15 protein-coding genes are annotated in these 16609 nt (G+C 71.2%); 7 read left to right on the top strand and 8 right to left on the bottom strand.

Features of this window, described 5'->3' with window-relative positions:
* The first annotated feature begins 6 nt into the window (after positions 1 to 6).
* The 3 genes from FHR82_RS26390 to FHR82_RS26380 all read left to right on the top strand — a co-directional run bounded on the left by FHR82_RS26390 (position 7) and on the right by FHR82_RS26380 (position 1972).
* A complete protein-coding gene (locus FHR82_RS26390; RefSeq protein ID WP_184813160.1) occupies positions 7 to 861 on the top strand; it encodes an SDR family oxidoreductase in 855 nt (284 codons plus the stop codon).
* A 17-nt stretch (positions 862 to 878) separates the two neighbouring features.
* Positions 879 to 1445 carry a nucleotidyltransferase family protein gene (locus FHR82_RS26385; RefSeq protein WP_184813159.1) on the top strand — a complete coding sequence of 189 codons (567 nt, stop codon included), beginning with the start codon at positions 879 to 881 and terminating at the stop codon, positions 1443 to 1445.
* 194 nt (positions 1446 to 1639) lie between these two features.
* On the top strand, positions 1640 to 1972 hold the full coding sequence (locus FHR82_RS26380; RefSeq protein WP_184813158.1) for a DUF1801 domain-containing protein: 333 nt from the start codon (positions 1640 to 1642) through the stop codon (positions 1970 to 1972).
* Position 1973: 1 nt separating this feature from the next.
* Here FHR82_RS26380 and FHR82_RS26375 read toward each other — a convergent pair whose 3' ends face one another.
* The gene (locus FHR82_RS26375; protein ID WP_184813157.1) at positions 1974 to 3842 is read right to left on the bottom strand and encodes an ABC transporter ATP-binding protein; all 1869 of its coding nucleotides are present in this window, start codon (positions 3840 to 3842) and stop codon (positions 1974 to 1976) included.
* 118 nt (positions 3843 to 3960) lie between these two features.
* Between FHR82_RS26375 and FHR82_RS26370 the strand changes: the two genes are divergently transcribed.
* Positions 3961 to 5247: a glycosyltransferase family 87 protein gene (locus tag FHR82_RS26370; protein ID WP_184813156.1), complete on the top strand. Its 1287-nt coding sequence runs from the start codon at positions 3961 to 3963 to the stop codon at positions 5245 to 5247.
* Positions 5248 to 5255: 8 nt separating this feature from the next.
* On the opposite strand, the gene FHR82_RS26365 is transcribed toward FHR82_RS26370, so the two are convergent.
* The gene (locus FHR82_RS26365; RefSeq protein ID WP_133909271.1) at positions 5256 to 5465 is read right to left on the bottom strand and encodes a helix-turn-helix domain-containing protein; all 210 of its coding nucleotides are present in this window, start codon (positions 5463 to 5465) and stop codon (positions 5256 to 5258) included.
* 140 nt (positions 5466 to 5605) lie between these two features.
* Positions 5606 to 7240, bottom strand: a complete 1635-nt coding sequence (locus tag FHR82_RS26360) for an ABC-F family ATP-binding cassette domain-containing protein (protein WP_184813155.1) — start codon at positions 7238 to 7240, stop codon at positions 5606 to 5608.
* 556 nt (positions 7241 to 7796) lie between these two features.
* On the opposite strand from FHR82_RS26360, the gene FHR82_RS26355 reads away from it, so the two are divergent.
* On the top strand, positions 7797 to 8561 hold the full coding sequence (locus tag FHR82_RS26355; RefSeq protein WP_184813154.1) for an SDR family oxidoreductase: 765 nt from the start codon (positions 7797 to 7799) through the stop codon (positions 8559 to 8561).
* Here FHR82_RS26355 and FHR82_RS26350 read toward each other — a convergent pair.
* Complete coding sequence (locus tag FHR82_RS26350) at positions 8553 to 9008, bottom strand: Lrp/AsnC family transcriptional regulator (RefSeq protein WP_184813153.1); 456 nt, start codon at positions 9006 to 9008, stop codon at positions 8553 to 8555. The two genes, FHR82_RS26355 and FHR82_RS26350, sit on opposite strands and share 9 nt — an antisense overlap.
* 112 nt (positions 9009 to 9120) lie before the next feature.
* On the opposite strand from FHR82_RS26350, the gene FHR82_RS26345 reads away from it, so the two are divergent.
* Positions 9121 to 10137, top strand: a complete 1017-nt coding sequence (locus tag FHR82_RS26345; RefSeq protein ID WP_184813152.1) for a Glu/Leu/Phe/Val dehydrogenase dimerization domain-containing protein — start codon at positions 9121 to 9123, stop codon at positions 10135 to 10137.
* Positions 10138 to 10146: 9 nt separating this feature from the next.
* On the opposite strand, the gene FHR82_RS26340 is transcribed toward FHR82_RS26345, so the two are convergent.
* Complete coding sequence (locus FHR82_RS26340) at positions 10147 to 10449, bottom strand: hypothetical protein (protein ID WP_184813151.1); 303 nt, start codon at positions 10447 to 10449, stop codon at positions 10147 to 10149.
* A gap of 40 nt (positions 10450 to 10489) precedes the next feature.
* A complete protein-coding gene (locus tag FHR82_RS26335) occupies positions 10490 to 10921 on the bottom strand; it encodes a type II toxin-antitoxin system Rv0910 family toxin (RefSeq protein WP_184813150.1) in 432 nt (143 codons plus the stop codon).
* Positions 10922 to 11039: 118 nt separating this feature from the next.
* Between FHR82_RS26335 and FHR82_RS26330 the strand changes: the two genes are divergently transcribed.
* On the top strand, positions 11040 to 11930 hold the full coding sequence (locus tag FHR82_RS26330; RefSeq protein ID WP_184813149.1) for a hypothetical protein: 891 nt from the start codon (positions 11040 to 11042) through the stop codon (positions 11928 to 11930).
* Positions 11931 to 11987: 57 nt separating this feature from the next.
* On the opposite strand, the gene FHR82_RS26325 is transcribed toward FHR82_RS26330, so the two are convergent.
* Positions 11988 to 14726: a S8 family serine peptidase gene (locus tag FHR82_RS26325; RefSeq protein WP_184813148.1), complete on the bottom strand. Its 2739-nt coding sequence runs from the start codon at positions 14724 to 14726 to the stop codon at positions 11988 to 11990.
* 216 nt (positions 14727 to 14942) lie between these two features.
* Entirely contained in the window at positions 14943 to 16508 is a 1566-nt protein-coding gene (locus FHR82_RS26320) for a deoxyguanosinetriphosphate triphosphohydrolase family protein (protein ID WP_184813147.1), read from the bottom strand.
* Positions 16509 to 16609: the final 101 nt, after the last annotated feature.

Raw genomic sequence — 16609 nt, 5'->3', positions numbered from 1 at the left:
GCGTTCATGAAGGTGTTGGTGACCGGAGCGACCGGTCATGTGGGGCGGCACGTGGTCACGCAGCTCGCCGAGGCGGGGCACGAGGTGCGGGCGATGACGCGCACCCCGGCGACGGCGACGTTCCCGGCCGGGGTCGAGGTGGTGCGCGGCGATCTCCTGGCCCCGGAGTCGGTGCCGGTCGACGGTGTCGAGCGGATGTACCTGTTCCCGGAGCCGAGGACCGCGACGGACGTGGTGGCGCTGGCGAAGGCGGCCGGGGTGACGCGGATCGTGACGCTGTCGTCGGGTGCGGTGACCGGTGGGTTCGACACGGACTTCCAGCTACCGGTCGAGCAGGCGGTCGAGGCGTCCGGCCTGGAGTACACGCACATCCGCCCTGGCGACTTCGCGTCGAACACGGAACGGCTGTGGGGTCCGATGGTCCGCGCGGAGCGGGTCGTCCGGTACGCGCAGCCGGACGCACCGAGCCTCGCGATCCACGACGGCGACATCGCGGCCGTGGCGGTGGCCGCGCTGACCGAGGACGGGCACACCGGCCGCTGGTACGACCTGACCGGGCCTGAACTGCTGACGCGGCGCGAGCAGGTGGCCGCGATCGGGGCGGCACTGGGCGAGGAGGTGCCGTTCGAGGAGGTCAGCGCGGACGAGGCGCGGGCGATCCTGGAGCGGCAGGGCGGCTGGGCCGCGGAGAACGCCGGGTTCCTGCTGGGCTTCGAGGACTACTCGGCAGGCGGCACGTCCTTCGACGACGTGGACTGGTCGTCGGCGCTGGTGCCGCTGCCCACGGTGCCGGAGGTGCTGGGACGTCCGGCGCGGACCTATGCGCAGTGGGCGCGCGACAACGTCGACGCCTTCCGCTGAGGCCTAGGCTGTTCCGCGTGACGGTTGCGGGGCTGCTGCTGGCCGCGGGTGGCGGGCGGCGGTACGGGATGCCGAAGGCGCTGGTGCGCCACCAGGGGCGGCTGTTCGTCGAGCACGCGGCGGAGGTGTTGCGCGCGGGTGGCTGCGCGCCGGTCGTGGTGGTGCTGGGTGCGCTGGCGGCGGACGTGCGCAGTACCGCGTCGCTGTCCGGATCGTCTCTTGTGGACAACCCGGAGTGGGAGAGCGGGATGGGGTCGTCCCTGCGCGCGGGGCTCGCGGCGCTGGCACCGTCCTCCTGCGAAGCCGTGGTGGTGCTGCCGGTGGACACGCCGGGGATGACTCCCTCGGCGGTGGCGCGGTTGGTGTCCCTGGCGTCGTCGTCGGCGCTGGCCAGGGCGACGTACGACGGGGTGCCGGGCCATCCGGTGCTGATCGGGCGGGACCGGTGGGCGGAGGTGTCGGAGCTGGCGACCGGGGACGCGGGCGCACGGCCGTACCTGGCGCGGCACGACGCGGTCGCGGTGCCGTGCGAGGACGTGGCGAGCGGCGCCGACGTGGACCGCCCCGAGGACCTGCCGGGCTGAGCCCGGCTTGCCTCCGGCCCCCTCGAACCAGCCTACGGCAGGGCACCGACAGCGGCGGCGGCCCGCGGACGTCCTGTGGACAACCAGGCGCGCTGTGGACAACCCCGTGCTCGGTGGCCTCGCCGTCCCGGTTTTGTCGGTGGTCGCCGGTAGCGTGGTTCGAGGGGGCCGGAGGCCGACCGGAAGGAGCTGACATGACCGTCGACGAGTGGATCGCCGACCATCCGGACGCCGAGCCGCTGGCCGAGCTGATCCGGGCCGTCGCGGACCTCGACGAGGACGTCAAGTGGAACCGGCTCACGTTCACCGCCAACGGGGACTGGCACCACTGGGTGTGCGCCGTCGCGGCCACGCGCAAGGCTGTGCACCTGGTGTTCCACAAGGGTTCCCTGCTCGCCGACCCCGCCGGGCTGCTCGCCGGCGACGGCAAGTACACCCGTCAGGTCTCCGCCGCGCAGGCAATCGGCGCGCCCGACGACGTCGCCGGCCTGGTGCGGGACGCGGTCGCGCACCAGACCGACATGTAGGTCAGGCCGCCGCCGCGGGCTGGTTCGCGAACTGGGTGCGGTACAGCTCCGCGTACCGCCCACCGGCCGCCAGCAGTGTGTCGTGGTCGCCGCGTTCGACGATGCGGCCCGCTTCCACGACGAGGATCTGGTTCGCCGCGCGGATCGTCGACAGCCGGTGCGCGATGACGATCGCGGTCCGGTCGGACAGTGCGTCGGCCAGGGCCTCCTGCACCGCCACCTCCGACTCGGAGTCCAGGTGTGCGGTCGCCTCGTCGAGGATCACCACCTTCGGTGCCGCCAGCAGCAGTCTCGCGATCGTCAGCCGTTGGCGCTCGCCGCCCGACAGGCGGTAGCCGCGCTCCCCCACCACCGTGTCCAGACCGTCCGGCAGGCTCTGCACCAGGTTCTCCAGCCGGGCGCGGCGCAGCGCCGCCCACACCTCGTCGTCCGTCGCGGATGGCTTGGGGTACAACAGGTTCGCGCGGATCGTGTCGTGGAACAGGTGCCCGTCCTGGGTGACCACGCCGACCGTGTCGCGCAGCGTGTCGAACGACAGGTCCTTCACGTCCACATCGGACAGACGGACCGCGCCGGACGACACGTCGTACAGCCGGGGCACCAGCGACGCGATCGTCGACTTGCCGGCACCGGACGAGCCGACCAGCGCGACCATCTCACCCGGTGCCGCACGGAACCCGACGCCGTGCAGCACCTCCTCGCCGCCGCGCTTGTCGAGCACCGCCACCTCTTCCAGCGACGCCAGCGACACCTGCTCCGGCGCCGGGTAGGCGAAGCGCACGTCGTCGAACTCGACCGACACGCCACCGGCGGGCACGGTCGACGGGGACGGCTTCTCCTCGATCATCGGCTTCAGGTCGAGCACCTCGAACACCCGCTCGAACGACACCAGCGCGGTCATCACGTCCACGCGCACGTTCGCGAGCGCGGTCAGCGGCGTGTACAGCCTGGTCAGCAGCAACGCCAGCGCCACCACCGTGCCCGGCGCCAGCGCACCGGTGATCGCCAGGTACCCGCCCAGCCCGTACACCAGCGCCTGCGCGAGCGCCGACACGAGCGTCAGGCTCGTCATGAACCAGCGCGTCAGCATCGCCGACCGCACCCCGATGTCCCGCACCCGCTCCGCGCGCCCGGAGAACTCCGCCAGCTCGCCACGAGGGTGCCCGAACAGCTTCACGAGCGTCGCGCCCGGCGCGGAGAACCGCTCGGTCATCTGCGTGGTCATCGACGCGTTCAGCGTCGACGACTCGCGCTGCAGGTCGGCCATCCGCCGCCCCATCCGCCGCGCGGGCAGCACGAAGATCGGCAGCAGCACCAGCGCCAGCAGGGTCACCTGCCACGACAGTGTCAGCATCACAGCGACCGACAGCACCAGCTGGATCACGTTCGTCACGAGCCCGGCGAGCGTCGAGGTGAACGCCCGCTGCGCGCCCATCACGTCGTTGTTGAGCCGCGACACCAGCGCACCGGTGCGGGTGCGGGTGAAGAACGCGACCGGCATCCGCTGCACGTGCCCGAACACCGCGCGCCGCAGGTCGTAGATCAGCCCCTCACCGATGCGCGACGACTGCCACCGCTCGGCCAGCCCCAGCCCGGCGTCGGCGACCGCCACCCCCGCGATCGCGACCGCGAGCCACACCACCGTCGACACGGCACCGCCGCCGACGATCGCGTTCACGACCTGGCCCGCCAGGAGCGGCGTGCTCACCGCGAGCACCGCCGAGATCATCGTCAGCGCCAGGAACACCACCAGCTTGCCCCGGTGTGGCCCCGCGAACGCGTAGACGCGGCGGATCGTGCCCTTCTTCAGCCCCTTCGGCGCGTCCTTCGCATGCATGGCGCCACGCATGAGCATCCAGCTGTTCTCCACGTGCACACCCCTCCTCTGCCCCCGCTGGGGTCCCGTCGACGACAACGCCGGCGGTGGTCGGCGCCTTCCCGGTTACCCGGAGAGCGAACAGGTCGGCAAGGCTCGGTAGCCTGCCCGCGTGGAGCGGACCGGTCGTCGAACGTTGCGCCTCGACCTGCTCTTCTACGGCGTAAGCCTCCTCTTCGCCGCTGGCAACGCGGTGTTCTCCGAGTTCTACGGCTACCGCGTGTGGGGCAACTTCGCGACGGCAGGCTATCTCCTGGCACTGACAATTTCGGCCGTCCAGCTCGTGACCAGGGCACGGACCACCTGGCTGTGGTCACGCTGGACACCGGTCGCCGTCGCGGCCCTGCTGGCCGGGGTCGTGCCGCTGCTCGTGCTGGTGTTCCGCCGCGACCCCGGCTTCGTGTGGGGCAACTGGCCGTGGTCGTTCCCGTCGCAGCCCGAGGTGTGGGTCGTCGAGCGGTCCGCGAGCCTGCTGCTGGAGAGCGGCACGCCCTACCCCGACCTCGGGCTACTCGGCAGGCCGCCGCACCCCGACGACTACACGCCCTACGGCCCGTCGATGACCCTGTTCGGGCTCCCCAGGGCGCTGTTCGGCGACGGCGCGCTCACCGACGCGCGGATCGCGTTCGCGGTCGTCACCGTCCTCGCCATCGTGCTGGCGCTGAAGGTCATGGGGTGGCCCCGCGTCCCCGTACTGGCGGCGCAGCTCGCCGCCGTCAGCCCGCTCACGCTGCTGACGATCGTGGTCGCGGGCGACGACATCCCGGTGATCGCCCTGATCGTGCTCGGCGCGGCACTCGCGTTCCGCGCCAACCCGGTCTGGGCAGGCGTGGTCCTGGCCGTGGTCATCAACATGAAACTCACGGCCCTGCCCGCGCTCGCCGTGGTAGCCGTGGCGATCTTCGCCGCCCTCGGCAGGCGAGCGTTGTTGATCTTCTTTGGTACAGTGATCACCACGAGCGCGGTGCTGGTGATCCCGGTGCTGTCGGTCGACCCCCAGTCGTTCGTCGAGCACGTGGTCCTCTACCCGGCCGGTCTCGGCGAGGCAAGCTCACCCGCGGCGAGTCCGCTGCCAGGACACCTGATCGCCCAACTCGGCCCCGTCGGGCACGCGGCGTCGCTCGCACTGCTCGGGGTGGCGGCGTGTGCGATCGCGGCCTGGCTGGTGATCCGCCCGCCCCGCGACCCCGCGGAAGTCATGCTGCGTACCGCGGTGGGCCTGGGGACGGCGATCATCCTCGCGCCTGCCACGCGCTGGGGCTACCTCGTGTACCCCCTGGCGATGCTCGGTGCGATGGCCGGTTTCTCCGCCGCCTCGCGGGAGGAGAGGACCAGGACGCCCGCGGGTCCGACCGATGGTTCGATCGCGAGCCCCGACACCCGCGGCATCCAAGCGTGAGAACCCAGTTACTTCTTCTTCGTTCGCGTTGCGCCGCCTCGGCCGCGCAACGTCACCCCGGATTCCGACAGGACGCGGTGCACGAAACCGTACGACCGCCCCGTCGACTCGGCGAGGGCACGAATGCTGGCACCCTTCTCGTACTTCTTCTTGAGATCGGCCGCCAGTTTGTCGCGCGTACTGCCGGTGATCCGCGCGCCCTTCTTCAAATCAGCCACGTCGTCCGCCTTCCGTAGCGTGTCACGGAGGTTTAGTGGAACACCTGCCGTGGCAATGATCGAACACGAGCGCGCGGAATGCCAGGCGAGATCGAAAATACCTATGAAATCGGTCACGCCTCACCGGGATGGCGCAATGGTCAGGCCAGCTGCACAAGCTCGAGGTAGTCCGCTGACCAGTGATCTTCGGTCCCGTCGGGCAGCAGGATCACCCGTTCCGGTTCCAGCGCCTCGACCGCACCGGGGTCGTGTGTGACGAGCACGACCGCACCGGTATATCCCCGCAAGGCATCCAGGACGCGTTCGCGGGACGCCGGGTCGAGGTTGTTCGTCGGCTCGTCGAGCAGCAGCACGTTGGCGGCGCTGGACACCAGACCCGCCAGCGCGAGCCTCGTCTTCTCGCCACCGGACAGCGTGCCCGCCGGCTGGTCGAGCTGCTCGCCGGTGAACAGGAACGTGCCGAGCAGCGACCGGAGCTGCTGGGCGGGGGTGTCCGGCGCGGCGTGCCGCACGTTCTCCCACACCGACGCGTCGTGGTCGAGCGTCTCGTGCTCCTGGGCGTAGTAGCCGATCCGCAGGCCATGACCAGGCACGACCTCGCCGGAGTCGGCGGACTCACGGCCGCCGAGCAGCCGCAGCAGGGTGGTCTTGCCCGCGCCGTTGAGGCCGAGCACGACCACGCGTGAGCCGCGGTCGATGGCGAGGTCGACGCCGGAGAAGATCTCGAGCGAGCCGTAGGACTTCGACAGACCTTCCGCCTGGAGCGGGGTCTTGCCGCAGGGCGCCGGTTCGGGGAAGCGGATCCGCGCGACCTTGTCGGCGTGCCGGACCTCGTCGAGGCCGGACAGCAGCCGCTCGGCCCGCTTCATCATGTTCTGCGCGGCGACGGCCTTGGTGGCCTTCGCACGCATCTTGTCGGCCTGCGCCTGCAGCGCGCCCGCCTTCTTCTCGGCGTTGACGCGCTCGCGGCGGCGGCGCTTCTCGTCGGCCGCGCGGGCGTCCAGGTAGCGCTGCCAGGTCATGTTGTACGTGTCGACCTCGCCGCGGGTGGCGTCGAGGAACCACACCTTGTTGACCACGTCGGCGAGCAGGTCGACGTCGTGGCTGATCACCACGAGCCCGCCGTTGTGGCCTTTGAGGAAGCCGCGCAGCCAGTTGATCGAGTCGGCGTCGAGGTGGTTGGTTGGCTCGTCCAGCAGCAGGGTGGTGGCTGAACCGCCCGCGCCCCCCGAACCCGATTCGGAGGCGGCGAACAGGATGCGCGCCAGCTCCACGCGGCGGCGCTGGCCGCCGGAGAGCGTGCCGACCTCCTGGGCGAGCACACGGTCGGCGAGGCCGAGGTTCGCGCAGATCCGCGCGGCCTCGCTCTCCGCCGCGTAGCCGCCGAGCGCGGCGAAGCGCTCCTCGAGGCGGCCGTAGCGGCGGACCGCCTTGTCCCGGCTGTTGTCGTCGGCGTGCTCGGACATGGCCGACTGCGCCTTCTCCATCTCGCGCAGCAGCTCGTCCAGGCCGCGCGCGGACAGCACGCGGTCCTTGGCGGTGACGGAGAGGTTGCCCTCGCGCGGGTCCTGCGGCAGGTAGCCGATCTCGCCGGAACGGCGGAGGTCGCCCGCGTAGGGCTCACCCTCACCGGCGAGGACGCGGAGGGAGGTGGTCTTGCCCGCGCCGTTGCGGCCGACGAGGCCGATGCGGTCGCCCGCCTGGACGCGCAGCGTGGCGTCGGAGAGCAGGATGCGGGTACCGGCACGCAGTTCGAGGTCAGTCGCGGTGATCATGTTTCGGAAGCTCCGGGAAGTTGGTCATGGGCAGGTCTCATCCGCCCGCTGATCGTGACCAGCGGGCCCGCCCGCCTCCTAGGCCGTACGGATCACCACGACCTCGACTATACGTGCCGTCGCCAACAGCTTTTCGACCGCGCTCTCAACCGGCCGTCAGCCGACGCCCGTAACGCTCCGCGATCGCCGACAGGAACGCCAGCAGGTGGGGTTCCTGGTCCTGGGTGATGCGCCGCGCCGGGATGTACCTGTTGGCGAGGGCGCCCGCGTCGCGACCGTAGAGCGGCGCGTCGGTGGACCGGACCGTGCCGAACCGCGGCCTGCCGCGCCCCCGCCCGTCGAACGCGACGGCGACGGCGAGTCAGCGGACCGGGCACCGCATGACGGGTGCCGGGCGCGGGTGTGTGAGCAACTCGAACATCCCCCGGTCACACCGCAACAGCAGGGACCCCAGCTCCAACTCCATCGGCTCGTCCACCGGCAGATCGTGTCAGATCGGACGCACCTGGCGGTGCGACTCTCGCGCACTAAGCGCTCGCTTAGCTAAGGTCGGGCCATGACACCGGACTTCGAGGGAAAGGTCGCGCTGGTCACGGGGGCCAGCCGCGGCATCGGGCACGCCATCGCCGCCGAGCTCGCCCGTGGTGGCGCCGCCGTCACGATCTCCTCGCGCAAACCCGACCAGATCGCGGCCGCGGCCGACGAGCTGCGCGGGCTCGTGCCGGGCGCGCGGGTGCTGGCCGTACCGGCCAACACCGGCAACGACGACGACCGGGCCGAGGTCGTGCGCCGCACGGTCGAGGAGTTCGGCTCGCTCGACGTGCTGATCAACAACACCGGCATCAACCCGACGTACGGCCCGCTCGCCGACGCCGACCTCGGCGCGGTGCGCAAGCTGTTCGACGTGAACGTGGTCGGCGCGCTGGGCTACGTGCAGCTGGCGCTCAAGGCGTGGATGGCCGAGCACGGCGGGTCGATCGTGAACATCGCGTCGGTCGCCGGGCTGCGGTCGTCCGGGGTCATCGCCGCCTACGGCGCGAGCAAGGCGGCGCTGATCCGGCTGACCGAGGAGCTGGCCTGGCAGCTCGGGCCGGGCGTGCGGGTCAACGCCGTGGCCCCGGCCGTGGTGAAGACGAAGTTCGCCGAGGCCCTGTACAGCGCGGACGAGGAGGCGGCGGCCGCGCGGTACCCGATGCGGCGGCTCGGCGACCCGGCCGACGTGGCGCAGCTGGTGGCGTTCCTCGCGTCCGACCAGGCCTCGTGGATCACCGGCGAGACCGTGCGGGTGGACGGCGGGATGCTCGCGACCGGGTCACTCTAGTTTCGACAGCACCGTGTTCACCTGGTGCCGGTAGACGATCGACGTGCGGAAGCCGACGATTTCGCGGCGGCTGGTGAGCCGGTCGACCAGGAACGCGTGCAGGTGGTCGATGTCCTGCGCGGTCACGTGGATGATGAAGTCGTCGCTGCCGGCCAGGGTGAACACCGCGAGCACCTCCGGCAGCGCGGCGACCGAGTTCTGGAAGGACTCGATCACCCGCCGCGACAGCGGCCGGACCTGTGCCGCGACCAGTGCCTGGACGCCCCGGTTGAGCGCCTTGAGGTCGATGTCCGCGTGGTAGCCGCGGATCACGCCGCGCCTGCGCAGCAGCCGGGTGCGTTCCAGGCAGGTCGACGGCGCGATCCCGACCTTGCGGGCGATGTCCTGGTTGGGCTGCCGCGCGTCTTCCTGTAGCTCCCGGATGATCGCCGAATCCACTTCGTCCATGTGCCCATTTTGCCCTGTCGCGCCGAATCATGTTCGGTGGTTTCGCCGCCCGCTTCTCGTTCTGCCTAACGTTCTCCATGTCGGTTGCGTGTTTGTTCGACAGGAGGACGTGATGGTCGAATCGTCATGGGAGCACGCGGAGCTCGTGACCCGGCTCGGGCGGCGTTCGGGGGTGCCGGTCACGGTCGCGGTGCACTCCAGGACGCTCGGGCCCGCGGCGGGCGGGATCCGGCTGAAGCAGTACCCGTCGTGGCAGGACGGGCAGCTCGACGCGCTGCGCCTGGCGAAGGGGATGACGTACAAGAACGCGGTGGCGGGGGTGCCGTTCGGGGGCGGGAAGAGCGTGATCTCGGTGCCGTCGTCGGTGCCGCTGACGGCGTCGCTGCGCGCGGACGCGCTCGCGGACCTCGGTGAGCTGATCGTGACGTTCGACGGCTCGTACCTCGCGGGGCCGGACATCGGCACGAGCCCGTCGGACATGGCGTACCTGCGGCGGTTCACCGACCACGTGTTCTGCCTGCCGGAGTCGGCGGGCGGGACCGGCTCGTCGAGCGGCCCGACCGCGTCGGGAGTGCTGGCCGCGCTGCGGGCGGGCGCCGAGGCGGTGTTCGGGTCGCCGTCGGTCGCCGGGCGGCGGGTCGTGGTGGTCGGCATGGGTTCGGTGGGGTCGCTGCTGGCCAGAGCGCTGGCAGACGATGGCGCCTCGGTGGCGGTGGCGGACGTGGACGCGTCGCGGTGCGCCGGGTACGAGCGGGTGCCGGTGGCGTCGGCGTACGCGATGGAAGCGGACGTGCTGGTGCCGTCGGCCATCGGCGGGGTCGTCGACGCGTCGGTGCGCGCGCCGCTGGTGGTCGGCCCGGCGAACAACCAGCTGGTGCACGACGAGGTGGCCACTGCCCTGGCGGCCGAGGGTGTCACGTGGGTACCGGACTTCGTGGCGAGCGCGGGTGGGGTGATCTACACGCTCACCCGCGAGGCGGAGGGCCTCGACCGCGACGCCGCCATGGCGAGGGTGGCGGCCATCGGAGACACGGTGACCACGTTGCTCACCAACGCCGCTGCGAACGGCAGCACCCCGCTGGCGGAGGCACTCGCGTTGGCGGAACAGCGGTTGGGGGCACTGGTCTGACGGTCACCGCTAACGGTCGCCGCGCCCGGGCAGGTCGCCGCGGAAGCCGTCCTGCGGGCCCCACTGCTGGTGCCAGCCGGGTCGGTGGTGCTCACCCGAGGCGCCGATGAGGTAGCCGCCCACTCCCCCGCCGACGAGCAACACCGCCGCCACGACGGCCGCGATCCACGTCCTGGTCAGGTGGGGCGGGCGGCGTGGCGGTGGTGGCGCCGCGGCGGGTGGAACGGGAGGCGGAGGCGCTCCGGCGCCGGAGTGAGCGGGTGGCTGGGCTGCCCCGGCGTCGAGGGGCCCCTGGTCTGGCTTTTCGGTCATGTCACCAGGATGCGCTCGTATTCTGTGCGCCTCCTGTGCATCACCGGACGAGGTCGGCCAGCGCGGCCACCGACCGCCGCACGTCCGCGCGGACGGCCCGGCCGACCGCCATGCCGACAGGGCCGAAGAGCGGGCGGCCGGTCACCTCGGCGTCGATGGTCACCGCGGCACCGCCGCCCGCGGACCGGATCGACAAGGTGAGCGCCACGGTGACACCACCCACCCCGCGCCCCTTGATCGTCAACGCGGACGGCGGCGTGTAGGACTCCACCAGCCAGCTGACCCGGTTGCGCAGCCCCATCACCTTCACGACCGACGTGAGCGAGGTGCCCCGGCCGATCTCGGTCGGCAGCTCACCGCGCCAGCCGTCGTGGAGGGTCATCCACTCGTCGAAGCGGGTGAGGTCCGACGCCACCGCCCACGTGTGAGCCGGGGACGCGGGCACGGTGGCGGTCGCGTTGACTTTGGGCACGTCGCGCAGCCTATGCCCGATCGGCCGATGGGGCTGCCCTTATGGGCGCCCAACGGCCGTACCGCGGTCGCGAGATTTCCCAACACTGGGAGGCAACCCAGCAGAGAGGTTGTCCACAATGGCCGCGCCGAAGATCAAACAGTTGTTCTTCCAGACCGAGGGCGAGGGTTTCGCCCACGAGCACGGTGAGGCGAACTCCGCCGAGAAGGTGTACGTGTACCTGGAGCTCGAGAACGACGACGTCAACGAGACCGGCCCCTTCGGCGTCACCTGCACCGCGGGTGGCGACTGGGTCAGCGGCGCCACGCACCAGAGCGTGATGGGCAGCTCCACCGACGAGGAGTGGTTCACCGCGGGCCCGCTCACCGAGGGGCAGCAGGAGCTGAAGATCACGCTCGAGGCGGAGGACGCGGCGAGCTACGGGTGGGACGAGCCGGTCGTCGAGGCGAGCCTGTGGGTCACGGTCGTGCCCGCGCGGCGCAGTGCGATTCCCGACGACTCCGAGCACTCCCGCGACTGGGCGTACGTGAACATCATCATCAACGCCGACAACTTCCTCGAGAAGCCGTTGCGCGGCGGGCGTTTCTACGCCCGCATCACCGACGCCGAGGGCAAGACCGCCGCGCACGACGGGGAGGTCGACGACGGCATCCTGTCCATCCCCGGCGTGTGGGCGCCGCAGAAGGACGCGACGCTGACCCTGTACGTGGACGCGCTGCACGGCGACGACTACCTGCGGCTGGAGGGCTCAGGTGACTTCGCGGTCACCGGTGACGCGGTCAAGTTCCGTGCCGCGCAAGGGTTCCAGGACATCACCGTCACCGCGTCGGACTCGCAGACCGCGGCGGAGAAGGCGGGGGTGACCGGCTCGGCCGGCATCGAGTTCAAGGTCATCAAGATCGGCGGCGAGTACACGTCGGAGACCGAGCAGAGCCGCACCACGGGGCACAGCCAGGAGTGGACGATCCGCGTCCCGAAGGACAACATCAAGCTCACGCAGGTGCAGTAGCACAAAAGCGGCCGCCCGCCGGCATGACACCGGCGGGCGGCCGAACGAACTACCGGTTTACACGTAACCGTTGAGGTGCAACGAGACCGCGCGCAGCGTGCCGGTGTCGGCACCCGCCCGGTCCGCCACGAGCAGCGTCCACGAACCGTCCGCGGGCGCGCCGATCAGCGCGTCGACGGACGTCGTCGGGCGCCACGTGCCGGTGAACGGCGCGTTCGACGAGGTCACCGACGAGATCGGAGCCGCGGCGGCGTCGTCGAACACGACCTGGCACAGGTTGTCGCCGCTGCCACCGTTGCGGCTGAACAGCGTCGCGGTCGCACCGCTCGGCGAGGTCAGCGTGCCGACCAGGTCACCGACATAGGTGTGGTTGATGCCCACCGTCGTCGAGCCCGGCGTGGTGTTGCACGTCGTGCCGTCGATCGACACCGAGATCTTCGACGCCCGGCCGAGGCCGGACACCGGGATCGCGACCGACGCGCCCACCGCGCTGTTGTCGGGGATCGCGATCGGCGCACCACCGTAGGCGAAGGTCTGCACCTCGTCCGACGGCTGCCCGACACCCACCGAGAACGTCGACGTGCGCGGCGAGAGCACACCCGCGAACGTCACCCTGGTGGCGAACTGGACCGGCACACCCACCTCGTGCGAGGCGGGCACGCTGATCCGGTAGTCCTTCACCACGGTGTCGCCACGCGCGATCGTGCCGTAGGACTGGGCGCGCGGGGTCACGGTCACGCCCGGGGTCGAGGTGGTGAGCACGACGCTCGTCGACACCGCGGTGCCGTCACCGACGTTGGTCACCGGCAGGGACACCGTCGCGGTGTCACCCGGCCGCAGGTACTCGCTGCCGGAGTCCGGCGTCACCTTCGGCGTCTCCGCGACCGCGAGCGGCTGCGGGCTGGCACCGGTGTAGCCGAGCACCCGGTCGGCGAGGATCACGCCGTGGCCGCTGCGGTTGTCCACGCCCGCCTCGCCGATGTCGATCGCCGTGCTGGTCAGCGCTTCCCGCACCTCCTCGGGGTCGATGCCCGGGTTGCCGGAGAGCACGAGACCCGCGATGGCCGCCGCGTGCGGGGCCGCCGCCGAGGTGCCGTAGAACGGGTCGAACCCGTTGACGCTGGTGCGCACGCCGTCCGCGGCGGTGAGGTCCGGCTTCTGCCGCACCTCGCCACCCGGGATGGGCGTGCCGTCGGCCTCGAAGAAGATCTTGCGCGGGCCGTCCGAGGTGAACCGCTCGAGCTTCGAGGTGGCGTCGTAGGCGTTCGGGAACGGGCCTGCCGGGTTGGCCGGGTCACCGGTCTCCAGGTCGAACGGCAGCGGGTCCTTGGCCGGCGCCGCGGCCGTCGAGAACGCGCCCCGCGCTGCGGAGTGGCCGAACGTGACACCCGGCGTGACGAACGCCTTCAGCGTCGCCTGGTCGGAGAACCGGCCCCGCAGGGCCGACAGCGACAGGTACTTGTCCTCGCCGGTGAACTTCACGACCGCGACCTTCATCCCGGCACCACCGAACGACGGGGTCTGCACCCGCTCGTACGGGTCCTGGACGCCGGTCTGGTAGTTCTGGCTCTGCGACAGGACGTTGCCGGCCGAGTCCAGCAGGTACAGGTCGTAGTCGTTGGCGGACGCGTCCTGCGGGTCGGCCCAGTTCAGGATCACCGGGACGTTCGCGGACTCCCTCGACAACGGGTTGAAGACCTGCGTGCCGGGACCGGGGTCGAAGTCGTGGGCGTAGCCGGCGAACTTGCCGACGACCTGCCCGGAGTTGACGTACTGGCCCTCCCAGTGGCCGGAGGTGCCGTCGACGACGTTGCCCTCGTTGCCCGCGGAGGAGAAGAACAGCGCGCCGTCGGCGATCACGTCGTTCGCGGCCTGGGCGATGATGCCGTCCTGGAAGTACGGCTCGGCGAAGTAGATGATGTCGTCGACGATGATGTCGCAGCCGAGGTCGAAGCGCAGCGCGCGGATGTTGTCCGCGAAGCTCGCGTCGCCGTTGAACGCCGTCGCGAAGCCCAGCTCCGCACCGGGGGCCACGTCGTGGATGATCTCGAGCATCGCGGTGCCCTCGTCACCGCCGCCCGCCTCGCCGGTCAGCACGTCCACCGCGGGCAGTTCCCCGGCCGCCTGTGACGTGGCGAGCGAGTCGATGCCGTCGGACAGCGCGCAGATCTTCACGCCGATGCCGGTGACGCCGATGTCGGCGCGCGCGGAGTCGGCGTTGTGCGCCCGGTTGCCCTCGCTGTCGATGGCGCCGGCACGCTCGGTGAGCGCCTCCCGCGTGTTCTGCTCGATCCGCGCCGCCTTCTCCTCTTTGGACTCCGGCTTGCGCTTGTCGTTCCGGTCGACCTCGCGGGCGGTCATGGCACCGCCGGCTTCCTCGACCATCCGGACGTCCTTGCGTGCCGCGATCGCGGTGACGGCGGACAGCGGTACCTCGGCCCGCACCGTGCCGTACCGCTCCGACACCGACTTCACGCCGGCGCCCGCATTGGCGAGGTCCTTCAGGAGGCCGTCGCTGACGGTCGCCCTGATGTCGACGAGCACCTTGCCTGCCGAGGTGGCCTCGACTCCGTTGTCCAGCAACGGGACCGCGCTGCTCGTCGCCCGGTTCTTGCTCATCCGCGCGGCCACGACCAGCTGCGAGTCCACTTTGGCCTCTGCGGCGGTCAGGCTCTTCTTGATGCTCTGGAGCGCGGCGATCTGGTTCGCCGCGTTCTTCTCCGCGGAGATCTGCTGGTCCTCGGGCGGCGGCGCCGCCGCGGCCGGACTTGCGAGCCCCACGACCGCGAGCAACACCGCCGTGCTCGTCAGGAGGACTCGGGATCTTCGGGATGCGTGTGCAGGTATACGCACGGACTTCCTCCGCGAAATGCCAGGCCGTGCCCCGACTCACGACGCCCAGTGCCGGGTGCCCCCCGGCCGCCCCAAGGTATGGTCAGAACCTTTCTGACACAGCGGCCATTCGGCCCAACCACACTCCATGTGTGTTAACAGTTGCCGTCTGTGTACGACTTACAGGACGAAGGCGTCGGACCAGGGCTGTGCGCTGCGCCCGGACAGGGCGTCGAGCAGGGTCGCGGCCTGACTGTCCGTGAGGGACGCGACGAAATCGATCACAGCGCGTCCCCTTGCCAGTTCCCGGATTCCGTGCTCGCCCTGCGGTGGCTCACCGGTCGCTCCGACCAGAGTGGACATATCGGTCGCGGCGAGTGCGCGGTACTCCGTCGAGGCCAGCTCGACGAGGTCACCGAGTCGCCTCGGCAGCCGGTTCGACTCGTGCCGGTCGGAAAGCCACTGTTCGAGCGCCTCCACGAGCGAGGTCAGCAGCGCGGCCTGTCCTCGTTGGTGCAGCGCGAGATCCGGCCGCAGCAGCACGAAGCGGCGGTGGACGAACTTCAGCACCTGCACCTCGTGCCACTGCGCCGGCGCGAGCATGACGTGCCCGGAGCGGGTGGGCGGGTCCAGCACGACGCTCATACCGTCGACGAGCCGGACGGTCCACACCGACGAGAACCGCGCGACCGCCTGCTCCGCCTCGGCCGAACCGTCGAACGGGGTGTCGAGCATGGCGTCGACCAGCTCGGCGCGGACCCTGGACACCGCGGCGACGAACGCGTCGTCGTCGACCACCCACGCGTCGCGGCGGTGCATGCGGCGGCGGAGCTGTTCGAGTGAGTGGCCGGGGCGGCGGGCCTGCGCGGCGAGAGTTTCGTCGGAGAGCCCGGCCAGCCCGAGCGCGTTCGTGAGCCAGTAACCCAGTTCGGCCGCGACCGGCGCGTGCTGCAGCACGCCGATGCGGTGGAAGTCCTCGAGGTCGTGGATCGCGTACGCGATGTCGTCGGCGGTGTCCATGACCGACGCCTCGACGGTCTGCTGCCAGCTCGCGAGCCGGCCGGTGAACGCGGCCCGCGACTGCGCCATGTCGTCGAGCTCGGTGACGTACACGGAGAACTTGCTCGACCCGGTGCCCGGCTCCTCGACCGGTTCGGACGCGCCCCGCGGCGGCGCGGCCATGTGCCTCGGGTGCGGGTCGGGATGGGACAGGCGGGTCCACGGGTACTTGAGCATGGCCGCGCGGACCGCGGCGGTGAGGTCGAGACCGACGGCGGTGGGTCCGCCGGTGTCGGTGGTGGTGACGATCCGCAGGCTCTGCGCGTTGCCCTCGAACCCGTCGGGGAGGCTGAAGCGGTGCCGGGCGAGGCGGTCGAGCACCTGCTCGCCGAGGTGGCCGAACGGTGGGTGGCCGAGGTCGTGGGCCAGGCCCGCGGCCTCCACCACGTCCGGGTCGCAGCCGCCGAGCTTGTCGAGCACGGGCGCGGCCACGGGGTCGGCGCGGAGTCGTTCCGCGATGGCGCGGGCCACCTGGGCGACCTTGAGGCTGTGGGTCAGGCGGTTGTGGAGGAGGCCCGACCCGGACGCGCTGACGACCTGGGTGACGCCGCCGAGCCGCGCGAAGAACGGTGACGCGACGACGCGGTCCCGGTCGACGCGGTACGGGCTCGCCGCGAGGTCACCGGACTCGGGGCCCGAGGACCGCTCCGAACGACGTGCCTCCCTGGGGTCGACCTGATCAGCCATGCGGAAGACCTTAGCTTGGGCGCCCGCCGGTCCCGGGGTGCTGCACCGGACGGGCAGGTCTCCCGGCGCGGAGCCCCGCCGTGGTGGGCTCGCGCGCGTCG

Origin of the sequence: Actinophytocola algeriensis, from assembly GCF_014203735.1 — a bacterium.
GTDB lineage: Bacteria > Actinomycetota > Actinomycetes > Mycobacteriales > Pseudonocardiaceae > Actinophytocola > Actinophytocola algeriensis.
Note: the sequence above shows the minus strand (reverse complement) of the source record. Positions and strands in the feature narration are given on the sequence as shown.